This is a genomic window from Paenibacillus sp. J31R34 (assembly GCF_059383715.1).
This window is the reverse complement of the sequence record NZ_JBXENU010000006.1, coordinates 490,573-516,232: the sequence shown is the minus strand read 5'-3', so window position 1 is coordinate 516,232 and position 25,660 is coordinate 490,573. Positions and strand designations below refer to the sequence as shown.

Here is a 25,660-nt window from a genome sequence, read left to right as displayed (position 1 = left end):
TCTGGCATTTGGCCCTCTGTCCTGCAGAGGGTTTTCATCCACACCGACTAAGCACGTCGGGGGCTTCCTACCCCCACCGACAAGAAGCTCTTGTTCGGCCATATGACCTATCCGAACCAACCGATGAATGTAATCTAATCTGCCGGAGCAGGTGAACCGGGCGATTAGATTAAATGGGGGGACAGTGCCATATGTGACGACGAAAAATTAAGTAAAAAAGTTCGTCTAGCCATATATTCGCCCTGTTCCTAGTCATCTTAATAAAAGATAATCGGAATAACGAATATGATTGAGAAGAGGGGAATGCCGTTTACATACTAGCTCAAGCTTGGGACGTCATATGCACATGAGCGCTGATTCGAATTAAATAAATCTATAGGTGAAAATAATGAATGGTTCAATTGTAAGGAAAATGAAAAGGTCTCACCAGAAATCAATTGCTGCGTATGATCACTTTGTGGAGTTAATTGAAGATATGTTGCTTGTTAGCATTGTTCCAGATAAAATGACAGGTGAATTTATTACTTTGTTCTTGGCCCGATACGTAAAATCGATGGGGGCTTTGAAGGTTCTTGTGATAAACGGGTACGAAGAAGATTCGCAAGCACATTTAAGAATCCTGCTAGAGCAGGCAATAACACTACTTTATATCCTCTTGAATCCTGAAGAAAGAATACAGCAATACAATGATTATTGTTATGTAGATCAATATAACACAATGATGAAGGCCGAAAAGTATCGACCATTTTACGAAATCGACTATGATAAAGAGGAAATAATTCAGAACTATGAACAAGTGAAAGATAAATTCAATTCCAAAAATCGGTGGAGCAATAAAAATCTTCGAGAGATGGCTAAAGAAGTAGGAAAGGAAGCAGAAGATTGGTACGAGTTTATTTATTCTTGGAATTCTAGCTATGTGCATAGCGATATATATTCATTAAAAGGTGTATTTGAACATGAGGAGTTTGGAACCATCACCCTGAATCTTGGAGCAATGGATTTTAATGCTTCTCTTATTTTTGCGCGTGTTATCCAATTTACATATTCAGTTCTAGATAAAATATGTCGAGTAAATAACGTGGCAAGTACTGAAATAGATGAGGTTTGGAAAATTGCCATGGGGTTGTTCATAGAAGAATGTCATATTGAGGGGGAGATTAACTTCTCCTAATACTATAATTACACATTGGGTCATTCGGCCCTTAGCCTGCAAAAATTAATTGATGTGGAATATCTGATAGCCCTGTGCCGACTAATGGTTACATAACCATCCGCACCAACCAATGCATGTGCTCTGCTGAAGCAGGTGTATCAGAGATTAGATTATTCTGGGGAACAGTGCCATAAGTTAGGGCGAAATTTTTCATATGACGCAGAGAGTACAGATGGAAAATTTAGTTATTGGGAGCGAGATTAATGAAAGAGGAAGATGTTAAAAACCTATCAGAGTTTCTGGGGTATTTTCAAAATGAATCCGATCGTGGGGCAGCATTAATTGGAGCTGCGATGGTTGAATCTAGGCTGGAAAGATTACTGAACCAAACTCTGCTAGATAATTTCTCAAAAGAAGAATTACTTAGTGGATTTAATTCACCGATAGGAACATTTAGCTCCAGAATTAAATTATGTCATGTTTTGGGGTTTATTACGGATAAAGAAGCTAGAGAAGCGAATTTAATTAGAAAGGTTAGAAATGAATTTGCTCATCAACTTGATAATATTAGCTTTTCCAATTCCCCTGTATGTGATTATTGTCTGCAATTGCAAGCGAGCACTCCAGGAGATCCAAAACAAGAAAAGCGTTTTCGTTTCCTTTTCGTCAATTCAGTAGTGTTATTATCTCTTGCTATTTGGCATCGTCCTGAACTTGTTAATAACTACAAAAAAATCAAACAAACTGCGTGGGAGTATGAATTATAAGTGAGAGTCTTAAGTAACTCCAAGAGCTAAGATTCATACTATTCCTAAATTGAATGGCCAAGCCTCGGTTTGAAAAAAAAACGTTCATTTGTCTGGTCTGCGGTACTTGTTTTATCACAGGCGTTCTCCTTTTCGTCACGCATGCCCCTCAGCTGCCTCACGCTGCTCCTCCGGGACGAACTCCATGAGACACGCAATGATTGCCTGTTCCCGCGCAGCTTCATGCACCTTGATCTCCTCTAGGCGGTAAAGCGTGTGGTCACCTGTGCTCCCGTTGAACAGCTTGTGCTTCATCTCGATAGCTCGGATAGCTGTCACAGGGCTGATCACTTCCATCATGTTCAGCGTCTTGAAGCCCTTTTGGATCACCTCATCCAACAGCTCCAGGTCGTGCTTGATGCGCTTCGTGCTGTCTTGGTCTGCCATTTCCTTCTCCAACAGGGCCTTAACCTTTGGATCAACTAAATTTTGGTGTAGTCGATGTGGATTGTATCATAATTTATCTCCAAGTAAGGTGAAGCTTCTCCCGTCAGTTGTTTACATTAAGCATGACTAAATCATCAGTTACATATAAGCGGAAGCCCTATCAGTGGGCGCTTTACTTTGTAGATTCTTATTATCTCAAACATAGGGTAATCAAGACTAGGAGGACGAGTAATGTGAAGATTCATAAACTAACAATTATTTACATGATAATAGTCTGCGTCGCTGCACTTTCATTAGCTTTATTTTTGGATTATAAGGGAGTAAACTTTTGGTCCAATATAGCCGTTGGAATACTATCGAGTGGAGTGCTTGCATTAATAATCTCGGTAGTTGGATACAACGTAGAACGGCGAAGAACATTAGAGGAATTTTATACTCAGGCTTGCAAAGCAATACGGAATCTTGGGTTATATGAACATGATGAAAACGAAGAGCAAATTATGAGAACAATTATAAAGATGGCAGATTATGATTATAGTGCCTTAAATACTTCCTACGCAAATATAGACTTCATTTGGAATTCGAAGAAGCTGAGGAATCGTATTTATAACAATGTTTATTTGGAAATAGTCACAATTAAAAATGAAATAGCGGACAAGGTAGTGCATTTCCAATGGTATTTAACCGGGAAAACAACAAATCTTCCTGTAATGCAATATTATATTAAGGAACTCGACAAAATCCTCGTAATGAGAAATGCTAGCAAATTCCATAATGAAGATGGCAGCGTAACCCAAATGAGTTATGTTTGTAGTAGTACAAGCCGTATTATTGAGGAAGAGCTAAACACATGGTATTTTCAATTGATGTATGGGAAAAAGGCTAGCACAAAAGTACCAACCAAAGAATAATTCTTATAATTTTGTTCCTATACAGTCGCAGCGCATTTTTCGCCGATAGTTCCGTTAAGCTGAACCGTATCGCAAATAGTGGTAAAGCATAAGATAGAGTTGAAAGTAGAGGTGGCGATGATGAATCTTCAGATTGGAGCTTAGCGATTTAATTCATAAAATCGGGCATTAGAGCAATAACAAAATTGTAGTTTACAGAATTACTGAACATCTTAGCGTTACTTTGAGACCAAGTATTTGCATGAAATGATTCTAAAGGACTATATAGATTTTGATTACTGGGTCAATTGGTTGGATACATCACCTAATTTGTGGTATGATTAAAATGACTTTCCAAAATAAGAAATACGACATTATCTTTCAAAAGACAACCTATAATTGAGAGTAAGTACATAGAGCAAATTACATAACAAACAAGCATACAGGAGGTGGAACATGGCTGCAAAAGTTCCTGTAAAAAAAGAATTATTGAACTGGGCTTATAATAGGAGTCTTCATCAGGATAAGTTACAGAAAAAATTCAAGTTATTGGATAAATGGCTAGCAGGAGATAAGCAACCAACATTTAAACAGCTTGAAGCTTATGCAGCAGCCACCGCCACTCCACTAGGATATTTTTTCTTAAAGCAGCCTCCGATTGAAACGTTGCCGATACCGCATTATAGAACAGTTGAGGATGGAGAAAGTGGAAAAGTTAGTCCTGATTTAATAGAAACTCTACATATTATGCAAAGAAGACAGGATTTCATGAGGGACTATTATGAGCAACATGTTGGGACAAAATTAGATTTCGTTGGATCTTATAAAGGTTCAACAGTTTCTCAAATAGCACAGAAAGTTTTTAATTTATTGGGGTTACAGCAAGACTGGGCGAGACAACATAGGAACTTTCATGAAGCACTAAAGTATTTAATTGAAAAGTGTGAAAAAGTTAGAATTACAGTGATGCAAAATGGCATAGTGGGAGGTAATACCCATCGTGCATTGAATGTTTCGGAGTTTAGAGGATTTGTGTTAGTTGATGAGGTAGCTCCACTGATTTTTATCAATGCAGTTGATGCAAAATCTGCCCAAATTTTCACTTTAGTTCATGAGATTGCACATATTCTAATAGGCTCTAGTGCAATCGTTGAAGCTTCTCCATTAAACTCCCAAAATGCAGATGTGGAGAAACTTTGTAATGAAGCTGCAGCAGAAATGTTATGTCCTAAAGATTTGTTCATAAGGCAATGGCACACTCACTATTCTGATGGTGCAGTTTATGAAACACTTAGTAATATATTTAAGGTAAGTCCAATTGTTATTGGCAGAAGGGCAATGGATCTAAATGTAGTACCGAGAGAGGATTTTTTTAGTTTCTATTATGACTACCTAGAAAAGTTGAAAAATCAGAAGACCAGTTCTGCTTCTAGTGGAAACTTTTATAATACTCTCATGAGCAGACTTGGGAATTCGTTTACGAGTGCTGTGGTCTATCAGGCTAGCACAGGAAATATCCAATATTCTGAGGCGTTCAGATTAACTGGGCTTAAAACTAAAACGTTTGAAAAATTAGTTAAAATAGTACAAGAAAGGGGTGTATAGACTTGTATGTACTAGACGCCAATGTGTTTATCGGTGCACATAGAGGATATTACGACTTTGATGTGGCGCCAAGTTTCTGGAAGTCTTTAATATCCCAAGCTAGCAAGAATAATATTCGTAGTATAGATAAGATTCAAGATGAAATTATTTCTCCTGATCCTAAAAATGCAGATAGGTTGCATTTATGGACTACAGATAACTTCAAAAGTTACTTCGAGAGAACGGATTCTCAGGACGTAATTGAAAAATATGCTGAGATACAACAATGGGCACATAGTAACCCACAGTTTACCTCTAGTGCAAAAGAAGAGTTTGCTAATGTAGCCGATGCATGGCTAGTTGCATATGCAAAATCTAAAGACTATACTCTTGTAACCCATGAGGCATATAACCCAGATATAAAGAAGAGAATATTGATTCCAGTAGTGTGCAGACAATTTAACGTAGAATATGTAAACACTTTTGAGATGTTAAGGAATCTTAAGGTAAGTTTCTAGCAGAAAGTATACAGTTATAGTTGGTTTCAACCTGCCGCTCCTTATGTTTGGAGCGGTTTCTTTATAGGTTAGTAAATGAAACTAAATGTAGCATTTATGGAAAATGGAAGGTGTCTTACAAAAACTCGAAATCAGCTATATTAGGAAATTAGTGGCGATCCTACTGAGAACGTAGTAGGGCAATCTGCTAACTTCGTAATAAAGCTCTTGGGAAATGTCTTAAATGTTAAGCTCTCAGAGTATTGTGAGGTTTTTGAAGAGAAGACTTTTATTAAGAAGTACAATAAATTTAGTTGCAAGAACACTTGTTCTTGTGATGGTCATTTGCTATTATAGATGTATGATTTATCCAATAATAGATTCTGGGGGTGAGAAAATGGCGGTAAAGCATACTCCGACAGACATTGTGCACAGTGGTGTCAAAGGTGGTAGCACTGGTTGTGGTTTTAACACTAATGAGCATCCTACTCATTGGGTTGATAGTCACTCCAAGATCACTTGTGACAAAAACGGTTGCAAAAACTAGTCATTATTCAGCAAAGCCCGCTCTCTTTATAGGTGAGCGGGCTTTGCTATTCGATTCGGAGAACTCGTTACCGAAGCCTCAAACGCGGTGAACCATATCATAAGTGACGGCAACGATCTTTTCAAAACTATTATTTTGGAATATGATCACTTTAAAGCTTAATAAGATGTACGAGGAAAATACTGAGGAAGAGTTATACAAAAATTGAATACCTTAAGAAAAATCAGAGTGATAAGTTAAGACGGACAAACTGTACCCTTGCTATCCTATTACACCGTTCATATAATATCATTAACGGAACATATTCAAGCCGTCACCATGACCCCTGATGATGTTCTCTTAACTTCAGACGACGTCGAGATTATTATGTAACCATTCTCATAACACGCGAAAAGCCCGCACAGACTATATATTGTATAAAGCTACTTTTAATTATGAAAGGAACTGAAACATGGATAGAACTAAAATAAACAACTTAGCGTTAATTCCCATCAACGACAGCTTTGTAGATGTTTTTGAAACATTTATGGATGATAACCAGAAAACTAAAATTCGCGCTAACAGCGTGCGACAGTATGCTGAGGGTATTATTGATTTATTATTGAAAGACAAAATTGTAGCAGTTCTTAAACCCAATGAAAATTATACGGGTATTAACTGGGGCAGAAAAATAAAAATCATAACAGAAGGCTATGATAGAAACATTGGGGAAAATATTCAAGAAATTTTTAGAATTGGAGGGGACGGCTCACATTTTAATGGACAAGTTAACGATCATGATTTACATATAATTATAAATAAAGCTATCCATATTGTAGAGGATATATTTGTTAATTATTTCCTGGTACCTGAGCATAGATTCGGTTTTGAAAATATTTACACAATATTCAGCATGCTTCCTTTGCACCATAGAATATATATTTTGGAAAATGTATCTATACATTACAGTAACCCGAATATTGTTGATCGACTTTCACTTGCTTACACCAAGTCGGGGGATAAGAATAAAGCAATCACACTTCTTGAAAAGTCTCTGCAAGAAAATGTGATTGACGAGTCTTTTTATCAGCATCAATTAATTAAAATAAATACAATATATTCAAACTTGGAAGAATTATACGAGAGAAATGCGCAATATGAGAATGATCCAGAACGTTCAGTAGCTCTCATTGATGGTAATCAATTAGTAGTAGGATTACCAACCTCAAAAGATGTTTTTGATACTGCAAGTGCTGTACAAATATTTAGTAAATGGTTCGAAACAGATAAAGATAAATATCCTGAATTTATAAATCTTTTTCTATATCTGATGAAAACAGATAATCGACAATATAACTAACCATTATACAATTTGGTGCATTTTATTATGGGCGTGATGAGAAATCGGAAAATTTAAATTTGTGGGGTGATTAAAATAGAAGAATTAAAACCTAATGAAAAAGAAAGGGAAGTATTATCGTTATTTTATAATAGATTCTATGATTTATATGAAGAAGTTGTAAATGATGATTTTATAAATAATAATGCTAAAATAAGATTTTATAAACTAAGGGAATCATTTTCAGTATATAAAGAATTGTTGAGTTATGAGCCGATTAAAGAATATATCAACTGGATGAAAAAGGGTGGACGACCTCATTTTGAAGGTATAATTGCAGATGATTTGTTTAGTTTTATAAGAAATCTACTATTGCACTTTCCAATTTTTGATACATGGGATGAGGTATATATAAATAAGAACTTAGCCACGTGGAGTAAAATAGGTCAAATAGATAAATTTCTAACTAAAAGTATTAAACAAAAGATTGATGGTAAAGGAACTTTGAAATATAGGATATGGGAAGAAAAAAAGAAAAAAATGACCTACTTTTGCATTAATTTCCCAGAGTTATATGACGATACTAATATTTACTTGAAGGATATAATATCAGAAGAAGTTGGAATGAAATTTTGTATGGCATTAATGAGAGAAGTATTAGATACTCAGGTAGCGGACTCAGAAGTGCCTGATATAAAAATAATGTCTCAAGTATATTTACCAATTAAAAAAATATAGCATTTTAAGTTGTATACATTCTAATTTATAGTCGGATTCTTTCTCCCTAACTGCTAAAGATTTCGGGCTAACACAGCCCATATGAATGGTACAAAAAATAATAAAATAAAAGTACAACCCGTACTTTCCAATGTAAAGAGGAATAAGAGAAAGCATGCCTAGCGCACAAGGCATGCCCGATATGTTGCAATGTATCACAGAGTCAGATGTTGTTGACATTCACCGTGTTCTTCGTTTATTAGTAATTGTTGATCTATGAATCTTAGCGCAATCTGATCAATTTTTCTATCCTCAGTAACCGTTATCTCCTTAATCAGCGTATGAATAAGTTGCTTACGCTTTTCGTGGATTATGTTTCCAAAAATGGCGCTAAAGGATGCTAACAGCCCTTTAACCATCTTGGACGATATAGGGGCAGCATTGTTCATGCTAACTTTTTTACACAAGGTTGCTTGCCGTTGCTTCAATCGCTGCCCAATCTCCGATAGCTCATTAACCTTAGCTTTAAGTTCCTTCGGTTCCAGCATATCTTCCTCATACAGTTTATAATACTTGCCTTTCTTACGGTCGATGTCGGCCAGTTCCTTTTCAATTCGTTGTAGCTCTTGCTCTAGCGGCTTTTTATCGACTGTCTGTTTTCCATTAATGGTTGCGGTTAAATCATCAATCAGCTCGGGGTTATCCAACAGTCGCTGTACACGGTTCATAATTTCCCGTTCCGCATAGTCGGCACGTACACTGTTTGCTCTACAAACAGACGAGCCTTTATTGGTAAATTGTCCGCACTGGTAGTATGGAGTATACTTGACCTCGCCAGTTTTTTTGCTTTTTCGAGTCGCCCTTTGAGCCACCATTCCATGACCGCATTGTGGACAGCGCATAACGCCAGTAAAAGGTAAGCTTCCGTAGTACACCCTTGCTGGATGCCTGTTTGCATTTGCATAGCGAGCCTGTACCTTGTCCCAAAGCTCTTGAGAAATAATTGCTGCATGCTGTCCATCTACAATAATAGGATCAGGGTTCGTGCCTTTACGTCTTTTTGTATTCCAGTCTTGTTGCTTATTAAAGCGAACTTTGCCAATGTACAAGGGATTCGACAAAATGCCTTTAACCGTTGTTATGCTGAACGGACTGCCCATTTTGGTCCTATACCCCATATAATTAAGATCATTGGTAATTGATTTAAACCCTTTTCCTTCCGCATATTTATGAAAAATAAGGCGAACAATAGCAGCCTCTGACTCAACGATCTCCAAACGTGTTTCTTTGCGTTTACGGTTTGTACTGCCTTCAATCTCAATACTGGCATAACCGATTGTTTGCCCGCCATTCCATTTACCCTGCTTCGCCCTCTGCCTCATGCCTAGCTTTACATTATCTACAATGGTATTTCGCTCTAGCTCCGCAACAGCCCCCATCATCTGCATTAGAAACTTTCCAGCAGCATTGCCTGTATCAAATGGCTCGGAAAAGCTTTTAAAAGCCACACCATGCTCTTCAAGCTTGCCGGAGATGTACAGCAAATCGGCCATAGAACGAGATATGCGATTGACCTTCCAAACCATAACCTCATCAAACAGCCCCTTTTTGGCATCTGCCAGCAATCGGTTAAGCTCAGGGCGGTTTTCAATGAGTTTACCTGATATTCCCTCATCTACGTATTCATCAAAAATGATGCATTGATGTAGCCTTGCATAAGTACGCAGCGTCTCCAATTGAGCCTGTATCGAAAAGCCCTCATCCACCTGCTCCTCAGTAGATACCCTCACATAGATAGCAATTGTTTTTGCGTTCATATTTGTATGCCTCCTTAAAGTACGGAAACGACCTGTTCCGTTGCCGATGGTTGAAACAAAACCGATTTTTTTCCGGCAACGGAAGACTCTCAAGCCTGAGACGAGGACGTTCCTTATACATAAAAGAAGGGGGAAATACAAAGTTAACTCCTAATACCCTGTTAATGAATTGGAGATAATTGTGCTTTTAGCCAACGCGCAGTTGATCTATCGACAATTGAATATTTTTCTGCAGCCCATGGATTTTTACTTGTAATTAAAAGAATGGGGGAGTTAAGCGTGGCATTTAAAAAGACAAAACAGCGATTTTTCAGGTCGCTATATAGAGATTGTTTGGTATGGAGTAGGCAAATTGATTTTCTATATTTTTGTACTGCGGTATATGTCCAGCAACGATTTCGGTTAAAGGACAGAAAGAATACTTATGTCAAAAGTTAGGGCCAGACTTGAGCGGGCGAAAAAGCAAATTCAGCGTATAGAAAACCAAAATAGAGATGCTGTGTCTATCCGTATCCAGAGGTTGGGGTACGACTCAAATGAGGTTTTAGAAGCCTTTTCTTATAAGCATAAAGCAGGCAATGCAAGGCTTATGGTGTGGTTGGAGTATCAGGAAATTAATCTGGAATGTCCAATGGAGTTAATTGCAGAAGTAGAGTATGCAGGTACCTTTTATCCAGAAGTTATTCTGAACTATTTGCATTATTTACTGGATGAAGTAGGCGTACCGCCACTTGAGGAGATTGAAATATATAAAGCGAGTATCTTGAAAAGTCATTCCGAACTAGCGGTGAATATGTACCAATTGGAGCATAAATGGAGACAGTACTCGGAGGAGAGTATAAAGGGTACGCAATAAATAATCGGCATTGAAACAGAAAAACTTCGTTATTCGGGCATTTTGATGGGTTTCTCGCTAAGAGAAATCCGTCTTTTTGGGTACAAGGAGGGTCAAAGGGAAGCGAAGACACCCACCTCACCCTGTGGCGAACTGGATGGAGAGGGCATTGCAGATTTTTGGATTAGCAAAATGGCCCCCCCATTTAAAAAAGGTACTAAGAAGCTTCATTTTGCACAGACACGCTATTCAAACGCTAGGAGGAAAGGGATATGAATAACCTAGTTCGAATCCATAATAATAACGATTTAAAGTCGAGAAAGCGCAATATACATGTGCAGGATGCTGGGGATGTTAAGAGACTGATGAACAAGGTGATAAACGAATTGCGACAAGGGGAGATTGATAGTAAGAGCGCTAATGCAATCGGTTATTTGGCGAATATAATTTTGAAGACAATTGAGTTAGGAGAACTCGAACAACAAATTTCATATATTCAAAACAGGGCTGCTGAACTTGAAAAGAGCTAAATTATCATTGTGAAAAATGAGTTCAAAATGGTTTTTGAAAAAAAAAAGTGAAGGGGGAGATCTCCTAACGTAGCGTTAGGCAATCTCTAATTCACTGGGCCCAATCTGCTTTTACCCCTCTTGCATCCTGTAAAAATGGCATGTATATTGGGTTTACCAAAGCCACTTCCTTCCCGGGAACAAGAGTTGTAGCTGGGTAAACCACATACATGGAGGAGTTTCAATGAGCGATACATTTAAAGCAAAAATGATGGAGTTCTTTAATAACGGGGATGATTTGATTCCCGAAGGAAACTATGAAGTGGTGATACAGAAAGCTACTGCTATGACGTTTGTATCTTCCCAAAACGAAGGAATTAAACTAATGATGTCTATTAGAGAAGATACGGAGCAAACCTTTTACCATAAAAAAGTGTTTGATAATCTCACTATGAACGGGGCATATAAAATAAAGCAGATAATGGAGTCCCTAAATATATCTAAAGACAATAATTGGGAATCGTTTGAAGACTTTGCTGAGTTAATTGAGGGAAGCCACATAAAAGTGTATATAAAGCATCGAGAATTCGAAGGGAGATTGCGTGAGCAGGTTAGTAGATACATGAAAACTGAGATGCCAGTAGAACCACTAAATGCAATAGAGCAAGATGAATTAGTGCCTGACTTAATTATGAAGTGTCGAATGAAATTGGATGAGCTGAACAAGCTGCATGAATGGGAAGTCGATGATTATAACGCTCATGAATATCTACAGCAATAAAGAAAAAGGTAAGGGGCTGAAAGCCCCTGCCGCGCAGCGGCAGTATAAAGGGTCTTGTAATTTCTTTTATATGTTCTTATAAGGGTTCTTTTAAAGTTCTTTTAGTCATCGTTAATGAGCTTCCCAGTAGAAGAAAATGGGATGAGTTCCGCTTAATTCTTACGTTATCCCGCTCAACTCTCTCCACAAACCGCTTAATGTCCTCCATGCTCCGCTTAATATCATCGAATGGAGAAGGAGCATGTTAAGCGGAGAGGGAATTGAGCGATTTTTTTATCGGAGGTGATTGGATGGAACAGCATAAAGAGGACAGTCTGCTTCTATACAGTGAACGAGCTTTGGATACTTTGTGCTTATGTGGCATACGTGGGCGGCCATCACAGGGTATTTTGAACCCGATAAGAACTTATCATTCATTAGATAGTTCAACAGTTACTATGCAGCGACCAGTGTTTGACGGAATTGCGGAAGATATTACACAGGCTGATATGGATATTCTTCGGGCGGTCATAACACAATACGTCTTTGAGCAGGGTTATAATTCTACAAGCTCGGATGCGTCTATACAAGGTGAGGATGAACTGCTGCTTGCTATAACGCCAAAGAATATCCGCTCATTGCTCAAGGTAAGTCGACATGATTTACCTACCCAAGCGATAACTAAATCGTTGAAAAAACTGAGCGATTTGAAAATAGAAGCAGAATACCATTTGAGGACAGCTAACGGATCTGATTTATGCTCAGTCACAGGATCGTTATTTAGATTGGGAACTAGTTATTCATCAGGCAAACGTGTGTATGACTACGCTTTGGATTTTAATACACCATGGGGGCAAGCATTTATGCATAATGTACGCTGCGGAAACTTTATTATAATTAGAGACATACCGTATCGGCAGTTGGACAATGGTATGAAAAACTTAATGTATATGAATATGGTGATGAAAAAATCACTTTTCTATCGTAAACAGGATACGCTACTTCGTTTAATAAACAACAAGGATGATCGGAACAAGCCAAGAGCGATTCAAAGGATGGAGGGTTATCTTAATCAGCTTTCAAATTTGGGTATGTTAACATGGCGGTTAGAGGGCGATGTGTATTATATTCAACGCGTGTACGATCCAATTAAGGGAGCTCTCCATAAGGACTTAGGGTTGGGACAACGACAAGTGTTAATAGACAATGAAGGTCTGGCCGAGGAGGAACAAGGCATACCAGCGGAAACGTCTATAGATGTAAATACCGAGCAGCAAACGAACGAGGAGGATTCATGGCCTAATCAAATGGAGCAGTCTCTAATTAAGCTTATCAATAAGCCATTGCGGTCGGAGTGGGAAGAAATCCAGTATGAGATTGTGCAGTCCATTCTACAGATGCAAGAGAAAACAATGATAATGACCAATCCCGAATATAGAAAGGATTGGACAAAGGCGGTCTTGCGTAAGGGGTGGGAGGATTATTCACCTTATTATATATGGACACAGGTGGAAATTCGTGAACGGTTATGTGCGGATACAGGGCAGGCAAAATACAATTCAAAATATGTTGAGCTACAAGAGATTTTTAAACAAATCGAAGGTAGTGAGCGTCTGCAAGAGGATTTAAAGGATTGGGTTACAGCTGTTGAGAAATTTTGTGAACGACGCCCAACTTCCTCGCTCACATAAATAAAGCAGTTTCAGGCGTTAACTTTACCCTAGCCTGCTTTATTTATATAGCACGGGTTAGGGGGGAGTAAGGTTGTCACAAAATAATGAGCATGCCTATAAAGCTTTTATTGATTTGTTAGCGGATATATTGTTGGAATATACAGATGCAGCAGAATCGAAGACTGAACAGGACAGGGAGAATTTTTGAACCAATGGGGCGGGACTTTTCACAAAGGCCCGCCTATCATCTTTTAGGCCCAAAATCGCTTCCGTTCTCAAAATCAGATTGAAATCCCCACCTCAGTTGAGCGAACAAATTGGGGTATAAGATGTCTAAAAAATTAGTTAATTTGTAATTGAATACTAAGGTAGTGCTTGAATTCGAGTTAGCACATTATCCACTGCTTTAATAACGGTATTGGGATTATCGGTCATAACGTAATGACCAGACTTTTTGTCGACTATACGAACGGTGTTATCTGATAGGCTGGCAATGTCTTTTTGCATGTGATTCCATATCTTCATGGTTTCCGTATCAAATGCCTTTTTACCCGCAGTAGCAACAAAGATAGGGATGTTACGTAGAGGGTCTATAGGTCTGGATGTGCGAGCTACTTGACCATATGTGATATTAAGGTCTATCCAGTCACCTTCCTCAACCATTTCAGTCTTATACCTTCGTATAAGCTCATCCTTTTCATCAGGAAATAATGCCTGTTCCTGATATTCATGAGAAGGGTCTAAAAAGACGACTCCTGCTACCTCATCTTGGTACAATGCAGCATACATACGAATGTTCAGCCCAGATATGCCGTGGGTAACAAATAGATAGGGTGGAGGCACATCCAAACCTTTAAGCAACTTATGAAGCTGAATAGACTGATCCAGAGCCGTATGAGTTGAACCAATGCTTTGTTGACTCCAACCTATCCCAGCCCTGTCATACAGAACAGTCTGTGTCTTCTTTCTTAGGGTAGGCTCCACCTTGTCCCATATGGTATAGGAGTCCCCATATCCAGCATTGAATACTACTGTAGGATGATTCCCTGTTGTTATCCCGTTAACCTCTCCATACAGTTTGAATCCACCTACATCAACTTTGTAGCCTGTGAGCGTGTCTGGCAAGCCTTCTTTGTCAGGTTTAGCAAAAACATTCCCCGTCATAGTGGTCAGAAAAACCAGCGTAGCACACAGTAGAATAAATTTTCTTCTCATTAAACATACCCTCACTTTACTATTGGTAAGATATCACTGCTTGTAAAGGCATGTAATTCATCCCACGAATTGAAGTATTCATGACGTAAGCCTTCTTTGGAGTGAAAGCAGGCAATACCCTGATTACGGTAAACGTCAACAGGAACGCAAGCAAATGAGTTATCCAATAGATTGTAGCCGATAATGAAATCGACATGCTGTAGCGTAGTTGAATCATGCTTTCCGTTTGGAAAGGCTTTTATTTTATATACCTGATAAGGCAAAAGAGAATTTTTATAACATTCATCAAATTGCAGATGTTTAATGAGCAACCGCGCAGTTACATTATTTTTATTTGCTGCCAAGTGGTAGCCTGATTCGGGTGAGGAGGCGCGAGCGACTACAAAGCCTTGCTCCAGAAGTAGGGCAGAAACAATCGGTTCAGCAGCTTGGTGAGTATACCTTTTGCTCATAAATTATGCCCCCTGTAGAAACAGCTTAGATCAAGCTTATTCGGTAGTGTCGTCTTCGTGCTTTTGCTCAAAATATTTCCCCCAGTCATCATTCATAACGTCCTTATGAAATTCATAATTTGAACCGGTATGTGGATTTAAGCCCTCTCTACTGCCTAAACTGTACTTGGCCTGCAGAATGTTCTTCCAATGCACATCGTCTTCGCCTCTTAGTAAGCAGTTGCTGCTTCTTGCATATTCCATGAGGGCAGGGTAGCGACGATAGAAGTTTTTGGCGTTATTAAATGCTTCTTCCCATGATATTTCTACATTACCATTGGATAGGCTATTTTGAAGACGAGAAATATCCTGTGCTACCTCTTGTTCAAAATGAACAGGTTCTGTAGCTGTAATTTTGCGCTGCTGCTGTTTAGGCTCAAATTTGTAGATGTCCGTCATTTATTGAAACTCCTTTCAAGAATCATTAATTAGTATGATTACTGTAAGGTTTGTTAAGGTGTATATTTAGGTTGAAGCAGCGCTTGAATCTCAGGGAATCCATGAGCCAGCTCCATTGCTGTGAGGCCGTTGTCCTCCACTAATGAGGGATTAGCACCAGCAGCCAGTAGCACTTTTACCAGATCAATGTTTCCTCTTACTATAACATTACCTAAAGCGGTATCTCCTTGTTGACTAGTTGGAATATTGGGGTCGGCTCCAGCTTCTATAAGTAGTTGCACAATATTATTAAACATGTAGTCATTTCTGTCTGTACTAAAATAAGAGACGGATAAAGGAGTGAGACCACTAGTATCACTAGCGTTGGGGTCAGCGCCTTGATTAAGTAGCTCCTTTACTTGTTCTTCATCCGCATTGGAAGCTGCATCAAGAAGCTTTTGGTTCAATTCTGTTTGATTAGTGGAGCTTGCTATATTGAAGTTGTCTATTAATTGAACTTGAACGAGTTCCTTATATACAAAGTAATCGGACATTTTTGGCATTTTTAATTGAAGCTGTACTAAGCCGATTTGAGGGGCATAATAAGCCTTCCAATATCCTACGACCTTTTCCTTAAGATAGGTTTCTTTAGTAATTTCAATACAGTTGTAATAGGTACCTGAGGGGGTAACAATTTCAGAATTTGTACCTGTCAGAGTGTACACTGTTCCTTCATTATCAACCCAATTCTGCTTATTAGTCAGTATCGTACGGGGATCGTTTCGTGTCATGCCAAGCAAATTATTACTTGATTGGCTCTCAATCACCGCCGTTGATGAAATATCATAATAGGTTTGCATATTTCGTGTGGGCTCATGCAGAGAATCCGTTCCAACAATGTCGATTAAAAAAGTTGAGTTATCACCATTTGCGCTAACGAATTTTGTAGTTTCATAGTCAATAAGCAGCGTTTTTCCATCATTAGAGTAGGAGTTATATGTGCGAACCATAGTGGTATCTGTTGGGAAATAGTCTTTGGCTACGATTGAAGCGTTATATGTATTCGTAACTTGGGTGACAGGAGAATCAGGTTTGTATGATGTGCAGGATGAAGTAAGTATGGTGAGTAAAATGAAACTCACAACTGTAAGGATGCGTTTTGAATGATTAAAATGTAAGGATTTTTTGAGCTTGTTGTTAATGCCAAAATGAAAAAGTAGCATTATTGTTGGTTTCATATAATCCTCCTTGAATGGATGGTCGAGATACTGAAGCAACTATAAACACTATAAATTTGATTGGATTTACATATATTATCTATTGATGTTATTCGCTAGTCAAGTAACACTTATAGTTTGTTAAGTAATTCTATAACCTCATTTAAGCTTGTATTGAGGTGGTTATATGGCAGACCTTATTAATAGGCTGGGAGATCGCATACGGCTATTGAGAAAAGATCAGCAATTAAGCCAGGAACAGCTCGGTGAATTAGCTGGCTTACATACAAACTATATTGGGCAAGTCGAGCGTGGTGAGAAGAATGTTACGGTTGAGAGCTTAGAAAAAATCGCCACTGGACTTCATGTCTCCATGGAAGAACTTTTTCGTTACATTGATCCGATGAAGCGGGAAGACGAGTTGGTTCAAATTAACGAGCTGTTATCTACCCGCTCCATGCAAGACAAGGTAATGATACTTAAAATGATAAGGAACGTGTTTGACTGGGAAACGTCTAAGTACAAATAGCAGATCTATTCAGTGGCTGACAGATATGCTTTTTCTGTGTCGACATTTTTAGGGCTGTTGTGCTTATGGGAAAGGATGCTTTTTTCCAACCGAACATGAATAAGTTCCGTTTGCAGGTCTTGTTGTATTTTATTGATTGACATCAGTACATCTTCAACAGTTAACGTGTCCAGTTCGGGGCCGTGTTTGTGAACGGTATGCAGAATGTAAGATTGAATAATATTCAGTGTTTCAATGCGCCTGCATAACTGATTTTCTTCTGTTACGAATTGTTCGTATATTTTTAATACTTCACTCATCTTCTATCACCTCCCGAGGACAAATCAGTTTTCTTGTCTCTCGGGTTTATTTTTTTCGTGACAAATTCAGATTTCAACAGGTAAGCAGTCTAATTACTAAACTTAAGTAAAAAAGGAGTCAATATGAGAAGGTATTTTGTTGATGCATCAACACTACAGTTTGATGAATGGTTAAGAATTATTCTTTCAAACGAATTCGATCAGCTTATAAATGGTAAGTCATTTCCGTCCGATCAAGTAATGGATCAATTCATAAGTGTGATTCATTCCTTAACCGAAGAACAAATAAAAACAGTGCTACGAAGATTTCTAGTAAGAACTGGAGAGTCTGAACGTGATGCTAATAAGTTAAATGGATACCAAGCAACTAATGGAGAATTTTATGGAGACTTAGTTGGTACAGAGTACTTAAGGCGACTAACTTCGAGTGATAATTATGCATGGGAAGGTATCACGTGGATATTAGATTTACTGCCATACTACCCCTTGAGGGCAATAGATGCAATTAGCTCATATATTTCAGCGCACATAATGATATTGCATGATCTTGAAATCAATGGGCTGAGCGATGCCGTTTCGGTTATAAAAGCTAGATATATTGATAAAGAGCATCCAAAAGAGTATTTCTTGCGCTTACATCCTAGACAGTTTGAGTACCTAGTTGGAGTATTATTTGAAAAAATGGGATACGAGACAACAGTAACTCCTTATTCTAACGATGGAGGCAAGGATGTAATTGCAATATCGCAAGAGTTGGGCAGGAAAGAAAAGATTTACATAGAGTGCAAGAACTCAAACTCAAAAGTTGGTCCAGAAGTGATTTGGGCGTTAATAGGTGTGGTAACAGCAGATCGGGCGACAAAAGGCATTGTAGTATGTGCCTCCGATTTTACTCGGAAGTCCAAAGAAGAAGCCGGACGGAACGGAATTGAACTTATTAATAATACGGATCTCTCTAAACTACTTAACTCTTACTACGGAACAAATTGGCCTGTCTCTATAGATAAAGCAATCTTCTATAAGGAAAAAGAGGATAAACAAGGATTATAGAGCCAATCTCAGAAACATTTTCGTTGCCGAAGCACCAAACGCGGTGAACCGTATCATAAATAATAATAAAACCGAGAGCAGATTTCCTAATGAGTTTAAATAGCAAATAACAAAGATACGACTGGAGCGCAGCACACCGGATTCAGTCGTATCTTTGTTAATATTTTTGTGGTTATTTTATACAATTGTGTAATAAATGATTATAACTATTTTATGCATATTTTTGAAAGCGGTTTACCGTTATAATAGAACTTTAATCTATCTTTTAGGAAGGAGGGTTGCAGATGACTGGTTTTTTAGCAATCTGCTCTATGCGAAGTCTACACTACAAACAACGGCGGTTGTTGTATAGAGCGAACGAATCATTTACCGCCTGACATCATGGCATGATGAAACGATTTGTAGTATAGACTTTGCTTCCTTAAAACTTAAAAATTATTTTAAGGGGCAGAGCTATTATGAAATATGTAAATGCCGATATTATCCTTCCTGAAAGCTTGCTAAAGGAAGTGCAGAAGTATGTCCAAGGTGGAATGATATACATACCTACTCCTGAGCAATCGCGTAAAAAATGGGGCGAAAGCTCCGGGGGCCGAACATACTTAAACCAAAGAAATGATGAAATACGTAAAAACTTTTCAGCCGGAGCAAAAATTGATCAACTATCCGAACAATTTTGCCTTTCTTGCGATAGCATTAAAAAAATCGTTTATTCAAAAAAATAATCTCACAAAGTCACATCGGGAGGAATTCCTGTGTGGCTTTTTCTTTTTCCTAAAAAGAGGAAAACATGTAGCAGCACATCTTTCAAAAATCCTTAAGTAATAAATGGTTTCTAAGTATTTATTATATATATTTAAGCTTCGGGCATGGTTACTATAGGGATAAAAACAAAGCACATATTACTTGTTCTACAATAAGGAGATTATTCAATGATTGATGTTTTTGCTGTAGCGGACATTATTGTTAAACATATAAAGACCTATTACCCTGAGGATGTTGCAATTGTCGGCTACTACGGATCATACCTGCAGGGTCGAGCGACCAAGCGATCGGATTTAGATTTTTTCTTTATTCCGGCCACAGCCAGAGGGAGACAAGTAGGGTGTCAGTTTATAATCGACGGCATTAGCTTTGATTTCTGGCCAATTGGGTGGGATCGTGCAGAGAGAATGGCAGCATTCGAGGAGTGGAATACGACGATTATAGCAGACTGTGAGCTGTTATATGTTCGATCAGAAGGCGATCTTGCGAGGTTCATGGAGCTTCGTGAAACCATATCCAACATGGGCAGTGAGTCCAAAGCAACTGAATTGACGATCAAAGCCGAATCAGTAGTAAAGGATTGCTTTTTCTACATGGCTAAAATGCAGCTTGCTGGCAACTCCAAGGAGTTGTCGTATTGTCGAACTCAGGCTCAGATGATTATGGTTAAAATTTTTAAGTCTCTTGGCTTCTTAAACCAAATTTACTATAGGCGCATGTGGGGCCACTATCGCGAGCAAGTCAGAAGCCTCCCCATTAAGCCGGACCAACTGGATCAATATCTTGATATTATTATGTTCAGCCGTACTCCGGATGAAGTTATATTAGCTTGTGAAAAACTAATTACGGATACACTTTGCCTTATATCGGAGCGACAAAACAGTAAGAAAAAGATTCGCTCTTATAATGGACAAATGAATGGGTACTATGAAGAGGAAAAAGGTATGTTGAATAAACTTTTAACCGCGTGCGAGAAGGGCGATTACGAAACAGCCTTTTTCGTTGCTATTGGTGTGCAGGACGGGTTAGCGCGAAATTTGTATGCGGCGGAAAAAGGATGTTGGCCTAGCAATATTGACTTAGGTGAGCATCGCGAGTTTTACATCCAATATGGGTATCCAGACCTTGTTGCGCTTTTGGATCCAACAGATTTCGAGCCGTTGCGATTAGCCGTTCTACAGCTTACTGAAAAGTTAGAAAACCATCTTAAAACAGAAGGTGTACCTTTGAATCAGTTCGACACAGTAGCTGAATTTGAGTTATTTTATACAAACAAAGTCTAATGTCATAAAGGGGAATTTCTAATGAAGCTTCGCAATAAAGTTGTTTTTGTTACCGGTGTTTCGGGAACGGTAGGGGACAAGATTGTCACAAAGTGCCTCGGAGAGGGCGCAAAAGTTAAAGGGCTTATAAGAAACAAAGAGCAAGTTCTCCTTTGTAACAATCTTGGCATTGTCCCTATAATCGGAGACCTAATGGATAGAAGCGTCATAAAGGAAGCACTTGCAGATGTAGATGTTATCATTCACGCTGCAGCGTATCTTGGTGACGATAGGGCCACTGCTGAGAAATCTAATATTCAAGGGGTCCAAAGTCTGGTTGATGAGGCTATATTGGCAGGAGTTAAACGCCTCGTACATATTTCTACTGTATCCGTTTATGGTCATCTGGAAGGAGAGGTGGAGCTGGATGAAGCCAGTGAATTAGCATACGGTCACTCTGAGGTGTACACTTCAACGAAGTGCGAATCGGAACGAATTGTACAAGCTGCAATGGCTGATGGGTTAGGCTGCGTCATTTTGCGTCCAGGCATTATATGTGCTGAAAATAACTCCCACTGGGGCGACAGGCTGATCGCCAAGCTTGCTGCGACAGATAATATAGATTGGATTCATCCTGAGGATTTAACACCTTGGATACATGCGGATAACTTAGCTGAGATGTGCGTATTAGCAGCAACGCATGCTGCGGCAGTCAATCAGACCTATAATGCGGTGGACGGAAACTATACAGAAGGTGAGTTTAGTGTACGTATTGTGCATGCTCTAAATAAAACGCTCATCATACCGGATGGTAGCCCAATAAGAATGGCATATAACTACAATAAAATAAGAAACGAATTAGGCTACCGACCAATAAAAAAGTTTGAAGAGACAGTTGCTCAATTAGAGAAACAAGCTCAAAGTTGGCTTCTAACGTGTAAGGAGCAATGAAATGCATAAAGGTGGGTCCTAAAACTTGCCGTTACAGACAGCAAGAATCGTATCTTAAATAACGGCAAGTTTTAGGCGGAATCTTTCCATCGTAAGGGCTACCAATGACGAGATACAATAACTCCCCTCCGATAGCCCTTTAAGAGTATTACTGCCACCACTCTTTATCCGGATAAAGCTCAACTGCAATTTTTTGACCACTATTAAGATTCACCCGAGACAGACCGTTCTCGTCAGAGTATACGAACCAGTTATCGACAAGTTTATTTATAGAGTATTTTTTTAACTGGCCCGACATGACTTGCTGTTTAAGTCCAGAGCCATCTGTCTTCTTTCGCTCCAATACAGTTTTTTCGTTAATCGTTTTATATATGTAATAAATCCAGCCATCTTTAGCGGTTAAAAAAATAGTCATTTTTCCTGTTAGCTGGATTGGCTTCCCGCCACCGAGCTTTATTTTATAGATCGGACCATGGAAGCTTATTTCGCCAGTTTTATTAACTATCGGTGTTATGTAATACATCGAGTCACCATCGATTATATTCCCAGCCGTATTGCCGGAAAGCTTAATCTTCTTGGTGCCATCAACATTAATCCGGTAGTACGAGTAGTCAGTTGATTGATAGAAAACCGTATTATTAATGACAAGACCAGGGCTATAACGCTCTCCATTCATCGCATCGAAACGCAGACCTCCAGGAACGTTTCCGTCATTGGACTCGACACCAGTTAGGTAGTCATCCGTAATTATAACTCGTCCTTGCCCGTTAAGACCGATACGGAACAATTCACCCCCGTTGCGATCCTCGTTAAGAAGTGCATAATACAAATATCCATTATGAATGACCATCGAGAAATAATCGAGATTTCCATTATCTTTGAAAAGCGTTTTTGCTCCGCTGCCGTCAAGACCCGCGATTTTGACATTTCCTTTCGTATACTTAAAAATCCACTCATCAGCCCATTTAACCTTTTTTCTCTCCGTACCTTCCCAATAAATAATAGAATTACCCGATTTAAAGAAAAAATAATACTCTGGTTTTTCATACAGCTTATTCAAAAATGGTTGATCGTCACGAATCGATAAGACATTCATATTACGATTGTCACGAGTGAAATATTCAGTCGGAGCAGCAAAATATAGCAGCTTCTCTGAAGAAGCCAATTGATCCTGCGATCCATCCAAATAACGTTTGCGCGTTGTCCAATCTTTATCCTTGTAATAAACCCATCCGGTGTCCGAAACTCCAATTAAATTATTTTCGTTAGCATCAGCCAAGGTTTGTGCTAGAACGTCCTTCTGCTCCGCAGTAAGCCTTACTTGTTGTGCTGAAATGGTGTCTGTGCAAATAAGAAGTGTGAGCACGAGTATACCTACAACTAGTCCATTCCACGGTTTCATCTGGTATCTCCTCATTTAGTAAGCTGTATTTTCTTTTTTGTAACTAAAGATATCATAAACCGCAATAGGCTTGGATAATTTAGTGAAATAAATTTAAGAAATGCCGTTAGAGATAGAGCGGAGCGTTCGGAGCGTTGTATGACAGATCAAAGCGACAGCAATAGCTTTATTGCAACACGTAGCGCATTAAGTTACATTCAGCATTTCTTCAGCGGAGTTTAAGTTCAGGTTCATATGTAAAAATTTGAAATAGAATATAATCGTGGTAACCCATTTTTAGATGAAGGAGGCAACTAGATGAAACCCGTTATCAAACTATTTCATTCTAAGTTTAAGATTAAGCTCGTCTCAGTCCGAAACAAATTAGTTATCTCGTTCATGCTTATTCTGTTGCTGCCTAGCTTAGCAATTGGGGGTTTTTCTTACATAACCGCAAAGAATAAAGTGGATGATCAGCTCCAGAGCATGGCTACAACCGATATATCTCTTGTTAGCAAAATGGTCGATCAATACATAGAAGCAAAGATTGCTGATGTAAATACATTGTCGCAGCAGCTGTCGAATGAATCGGCTGGCGAACAGCTGAATGTGTATGCGCAGAACCACCCCGAGGTTGAAGCCGTCACAATTATTGCAAGCAGTGGGGATTATCTCTATGCCCCTAGCAGTCTCAAGCTTGCCTCGGATTACAACCCGAAGGAAAGTACATTGTACACGCAGGCTATTCAGAGTAAGGATCAGGTCGTAATTACGGAACCGTATACTTCGACGGAAACGGGAAATACGGTTGTGGCTATAACGAAGGCCGCGAGTAACGGACAGTCAGTAGTCGCTGTCGTGCTTAATTTGGAAGAATTAAAGCAAACCGTTAATGATGTAAAGATCGGAGAAAATGGTTTTATTATTATTCTTAGCTCCGAGGGCTTTGGTATTGTTTCTCCTCCTTGGGGAGTTGGAGTAGCATCAGAGGGAATGGATAGTGCCACTGCTACAGCTAATACAACAGCTAATATATCTGAGGAAACAACAGCTAATGCGGCTAATCAACCACCAGCGATGTTCAGCGACGAGTCAGGTCAAATGGAGCAGGTATCTCCAGATGGGGATACTCGGAGTTTGATTTACATTACAAATTCATTAACAGGTTGGAAGATTGCAGGCGATCGCTCTCCAAGTGAAGTTACACGTACAGCGGCTCCTATTCTAAACAATACGCTGCTCGTAATTGTGTTGTGCACGCTAATCGGATCATGCCTAATGTTCTTCATCGTTCGTTCAATTATTAAGCCTTTGAGAGCTCTAACCGATATATCCCGAATTATTAGTCGGGGAGACTTGAGCCAGCGGGTGGACGTTAAGTCGAAGGACGAGTTTGGTGAGCTTGGCGCTACCTTTAATCTAATGGTCGATTCGCTAAGAACGGTTTTATCCGAAGTAGGTCATTCGGCCACTCAGTTGGCAGCTTCGTCAGAACAGTTGTCAGCAAGCGCGGAACAAACCGCAACGGCCACAGAGCATATCGCAGGTGCAATTGAACAGATGGCGGATGGTGCCAATGAGCAGGTAAGCTTAGTTGACGAAAGTGCGCGAACAATTGATGACGTTTCGGGTAAAATACAGCAAATTGTCGAACGCGCGCATACGACTGCAGCAATGACTGAGCAGGTTTCAGTGAAATCAACGGAAGGCGGACAAGCTGTTCAAAGCGCTGTGAAACAAATGAGCTCGATAAACAGCTCAGTCGACGGATTGTCTGACGTCATTAGCCATTTAGTGCATACTTCCACCGAGATTGGCCAAATTATTGAAGCTATCTCGTCTATATCCCAGCAAACGAACCTGCTGGCATTAAATGCAGCAATCGAGGCTGCGAGGGCAGGGGAACAAGGTCGCGGATTTGCTGTAGTTGCGGGAGAAGTGAGGAAGCTAGCCGAGCAATCCACGCAGTCGACGGAGAAAGTGGCTGCTCTAATCGTCGCGATTCGTGAAGAGATCAGCAAAGTGGAGAATTCAATGAGAGTAACGACAAACGAAGTGAGCGTAGGCATGAATGTTGTTCAGCTGGCGGGTAGGCTATTCGCCGATATTGAGCGTTCTGTTGACGAGGTGGATAGTCAGGTTCGCGAGGTAAAGGTGACAGCTGGACAAATTTCTACAGGGGCATCGCAAGTGGTGAAGGCAATCAGGGACATCTCCCATGTTTCTCAATCGACTGCTGCGGGCGCACAGACGGTATCGGCAGCAACGCAGCAGCAGCTGGCTTCAATGGAAGATATATCTTCCTCCTCGTCTCACCTGACCCGTATGGCAGTAGATCTGCAAGCGGTCGTGGATAAGTTTAAGCTTTAATGGATTTAGTATCAGAAGGTGCCTGAATGGGCGCCTTTTTATTTTGCGAAAAGGAATTCAAACGCATTACTTTTAGAACAAGCCCCCTTTCCAAAAACGGAGCTCGCTTCAGGAATACCCCACACCCAATCCATTCATTTAAAGGAAAAAATGCAAGGTTAGGAAGCCATTATTGCGAACTATATTTGACGTTTTGAAGTCTGTCAGTGGTTGTTTTTTTATTGAAATTTGAAAGAGGAAAAAAAATCCTTACATT

Annotated in this window: 25 protein-coding genes; 17 read left to right on the top strand and 8 right to left on the bottom strand. The window is 39.3% G+C overall.

Annotated elements, in window-relative coordinates:
- Positions 1–388: 388 nt before the first annotated feature.
- Positions 389–1,174, top strand: coding sequence for a DUF5677 domain-containing protein (locus AC50YG_RS19350; RefSeq protein WP_494828779.1), 786 nt, complete (start codon positions 389–391; stop codon positions 1,172–1,174).
- A 245-nt stretch (positions 1,175–1,419) separates the two neighbouring features.
- Positions 1,420–1,923, top strand: a complete 504-nt coding sequence (locus AC50YG_RS19345; RefSeq protein WP_494828777.1) for a hypothetical protein — start codon at positions 1,420–1,422, stop codon at positions 1,921–1,923.
- Between the two features lie 135 nt (positions 1,924–2,058).
- Here the strand turns inward: AC50YG_RS19345 and AC50YG_RS19340 are convergent, their stop codons facing one another.
- The gene (locus tag AC50YG_RS19340; RefSeq protein WP_494828775.1) at positions 2,059–2,349 is read right to left on the bottom strand and encodes a hypothetical protein; all 291 of its coding nucleotides are present in this window, start codon (positions 2,347–2,349) and stop codon (positions 2,059–2,061) included.
- Between the two features lie 233 nt (positions 2,350–2,582).
- On the opposite strand from AC50YG_RS19340, the gene AC50YG_RS19335 reads away from it, so the two are divergent.
- The 5 genes from AC50YG_RS19335 to AC50YG_RS19315 all read left to right on the top strand — a co-directional run bounded on the left by AC50YG_RS19335 (position 2,583) and on the right by AC50YG_RS19315 (position 7,923).
- Positions 2,583–3,260: a hypothetical protein gene (locus AC50YG_RS19335; protein WP_494828773.1), complete on the top strand. Its 678-nt coding sequence runs from the start codon at positions 2,583–2,585 to the stop codon at positions 3,258–3,260.
- Positions 3,261–3,695: 435 nt separating this feature from the next.
- A complete protein-coding gene (locus tag AC50YG_RS19330; protein ID WP_494828771.1) occupies positions 3,696–4,844 on the top strand; it encodes an ImmA/IrrE family metallo-endopeptidase in 1,149 nt (382 codons plus the stop codon).
- A gap of 2 nt (positions 4,845–4,846) precedes the next feature.
- A complete protein-coding gene (locus tag AC50YG_RS19325) occupies positions 4,847–5,341 on the top strand; it encodes a DUF4411 family protein (RefSeq protein WP_494828769.1) in 495 nt (164 codons plus the stop codon).
- A 977-nt stretch (positions 5,342–6,318) separates the two neighbouring features.
- Positions 6,319–7,206 carry a hypothetical protein gene (locus tag AC50YG_RS19320; RefSeq protein WP_494828767.1) on the top strand — a complete coding sequence of 296 codons (888 nt, stop codon included), beginning with the start codon at positions 6,319–6,321 and terminating at the stop codon, positions 7,204–7,206.
- A gap of 66 nt (positions 7,207–7,272) precedes the next feature.
- On the top strand, positions 7,273–7,923 hold the full coding sequence (locus AC50YG_RS19315) for a hypothetical protein (RefSeq protein WP_494828765.1): 651 nt from the start codon (positions 7,273–7,275) through the stop codon (positions 7,921–7,923).
- A gap of 194 nt (positions 7,924–8,117) precedes the next feature.
- Here the strand turns inward: AC50YG_RS19315 and AC50YG_RS19310 are convergent, their stop codons facing one another.
- Positions 8,118–9,719 (bottom strand): recombinase family protein, encoded by a 1,602-nt coding sequence (locus tag AC50YG_RS19310; protein WP_494828763.1) that lies wholly within the window; start codon positions 9,717–9,719, stop codon positions 8,118–8,120.
- Positions 9,720–10,143: 424 nt separating this feature from the next.
- Here AC50YG_RS19310 and AC50YG_RS19305 point away from each other — a divergent pair, with 424 nt between their 5' ends.
- The 4 genes from AC50YG_RS19305 (at position 10,144) to AC50YG_RS19290 (ending at position 13,514) form a co-directional block, all read left to right on the top strand.
- Positions 10,144–10,575, top strand: coding sequence for a hypothetical protein (locus AC50YG_RS19305; protein WP_494828761.1), 432 nt, complete (start codon positions 10,144–10,146; stop codon positions 10,573–10,575).
- Positions 10,576–10,826: 251 nt separating this feature from the next.
- Positions 10,827–11,084 (top strand): hypothetical protein, encoded by a 258-nt coding sequence (locus AC50YG_RS19300; protein WP_494828759.1) that lies wholly within the window; start codon positions 10,827–10,829, stop codon positions 11,082–11,084.
- A gap of 223 nt (positions 11,085–11,307) precedes the next feature.
- Complete coding sequence (locus AC50YG_RS19295) at positions 11,308–11,844, top strand: DUF669 domain-containing protein (protein WP_494828757.1); 537 nt, start codon at positions 11,308–11,310, stop codon at positions 11,842–11,844.
- Between the two features lie 290 nt (positions 11,845–12,134).
- Positions 12,135–13,514 (top strand): hypothetical protein, encoded by a 1,380-nt coding sequence (locus AC50YG_RS19290; protein WP_494828755.1) that lies wholly within the window; start codon positions 12,135–12,137, stop codon positions 13,512–13,514.
- Between the two features lie 345 nt (positions 13,515–13,859).
- Here AC50YG_RS19290 and AC50YG_RS19285 read toward each other — a convergent pair whose 3' ends face one another.
- The 4 genes from AC50YG_RS19285 to AC50YG_RS19270 are packed head-to-tail and all read right to left on the bottom strand — an operon-like array spanning position 13,860 to position 16,818.
- Positions 13,860–14,711: an alpha/beta fold hydrolase gene (locus AC50YG_RS19285; RefSeq protein WP_494828753.1), complete on the bottom strand. Its 852-nt coding sequence runs from the start codon at positions 14,709–14,711 to the stop codon at positions 13,860–13,862.
- 11 nt (positions 14,712–14,722) lie between these two features.
- Complete coding sequence (locus AC50YG_RS19280) at positions 14,723–15,163, bottom strand: group I intron-associated PD-(D/E)XK endonuclease (protein ID WP_494828751.1); 441 nt, start codon at positions 15,161–15,163, stop codon at positions 14,723–14,725.
- Positions 15,164–15,199: 36 nt separating this feature from the next.
- The gene (locus AC50YG_RS19275; protein WP_494828749.1) at positions 15,200–15,601 is read right to left on the bottom strand and encodes a hypothetical protein; all 402 of its coding nucleotides are present in this window, start codon (positions 15,599–15,601) and stop codon (positions 15,200–15,202) included.
- 53 nt (positions 15,602–15,654) lie between these two features.
- The gene (locus AC50YG_RS19270) at positions 15,655–16,818 is read right to left on the bottom strand and encodes an ankyrin repeat domain-containing protein (RefSeq protein WP_494828747.1); all 1,164 of its coding nucleotides are present in this window, start codon (positions 16,816–16,818) and stop codon (positions 15,655–15,657) included.
- 166 nt (positions 16,819–16,984) lie between these two features.
- Between AC50YG_RS19270 and AC50YG_RS19265 the strand changes: the two genes are divergently transcribed.
- Positions 16,985–17,326, top strand: coding sequence for a helix-turn-helix domain-containing protein (locus AC50YG_RS19265; protein WP_494828745.1), 342 nt, complete (start codon positions 16,985–16,987; stop codon positions 17,324–17,326).
- Positions 17,327–17,331: 5 nt separating this feature from the next.
- On the opposite strand, the gene AC50YG_RS19260 is transcribed toward AC50YG_RS19265, so the two are convergent.
- A complete protein-coding gene (locus tag AC50YG_RS19260) occupies positions 17,332–17,625 on the bottom strand; it encodes a hypothetical protein (protein ID WP_494828743.1) in 294 nt (97 codons plus the stop codon).
- A 123-nt stretch (positions 17,626–17,748) separates the two neighbouring features.
- Here AC50YG_RS19260 and AC50YG_RS19255 point away from each other — a divergent pair, with 123 nt between their 5' ends.
- The 4 genes from AC50YG_RS19255 to AC50YG_RS19240 all read left to right on the top strand — a co-directional run bounded on the left by AC50YG_RS19255 (position 17,749) and on the right by AC50YG_RS19240 (position 21,653).
- Positions 17,749–18,675: a restriction endonuclease gene (locus AC50YG_RS19255; RefSeq protein ID WP_494828741.1), complete on the top strand. Its 927-nt coding sequence runs from the start codon at positions 17,749–17,751 to the stop codon at positions 18,673–18,675.
- Between the two features lie 458 nt (positions 18,676–19,133).
- Positions 19,134–19,400, top strand: coding sequence for a CD3324 family protein (locus tag AC50YG_RS19250; RefSeq protein WP_494828740.1), 267 nt, complete (start codon positions 19,134–19,136; stop codon positions 19,398–19,400).
- Between the two features lie 207 nt (positions 19,401–19,607).
- Entirely contained in the window at positions 19,608–20,723 is a 1,116-nt protein-coding gene (locus AC50YG_RS19245) for a kanamycin nucleotidyltransferase C-terminal domain-containing protein (protein ID WP_494828738.1), read from the top strand.
- Between the two features lie 21 nt (positions 20,724–20,744).
- On the top strand, positions 20,745–21,653 hold the full coding sequence (locus AC50YG_RS19240; RefSeq protein ID WP_494828736.1) for an NAD-dependent epimerase/dehydratase family protein: 909 nt from the start codon (positions 20,745–20,747) through the stop codon (positions 21,651–21,653).
- 148 nt (positions 21,654–21,801) lie between these two features.
- Here the strand turns inward: AC50YG_RS19240 and AC50YG_RS19235 are convergent, their stop codons facing one another.
- Positions 21,802–23,055, bottom strand: coding sequence for a hypothetical protein (locus AC50YG_RS19235; RefSeq protein WP_494828734.1), 1,254 nt, complete (start codon positions 23,053–23,055; stop codon positions 21,802–21,804).
- Positions 23,056–23,352: 297 nt separating this feature from the next.
- On the opposite strand from AC50YG_RS19235, the gene AC50YG_RS19230 reads away from it, so the two are divergent.
- Positions 23,353–25,404 carry a methyl-accepting chemotaxis protein gene (locus tag AC50YG_RS19230; RefSeq protein ID WP_494828732.1) on the top strand — a complete coding sequence of 684 codons (2,052 nt, stop codon included), beginning with the start codon at positions 23,353–23,355 and terminating at the stop codon, positions 25,402–25,404.
- The last annotated feature ends 256 nt before the right edge of the window (positions 25,405–25,660 follow it).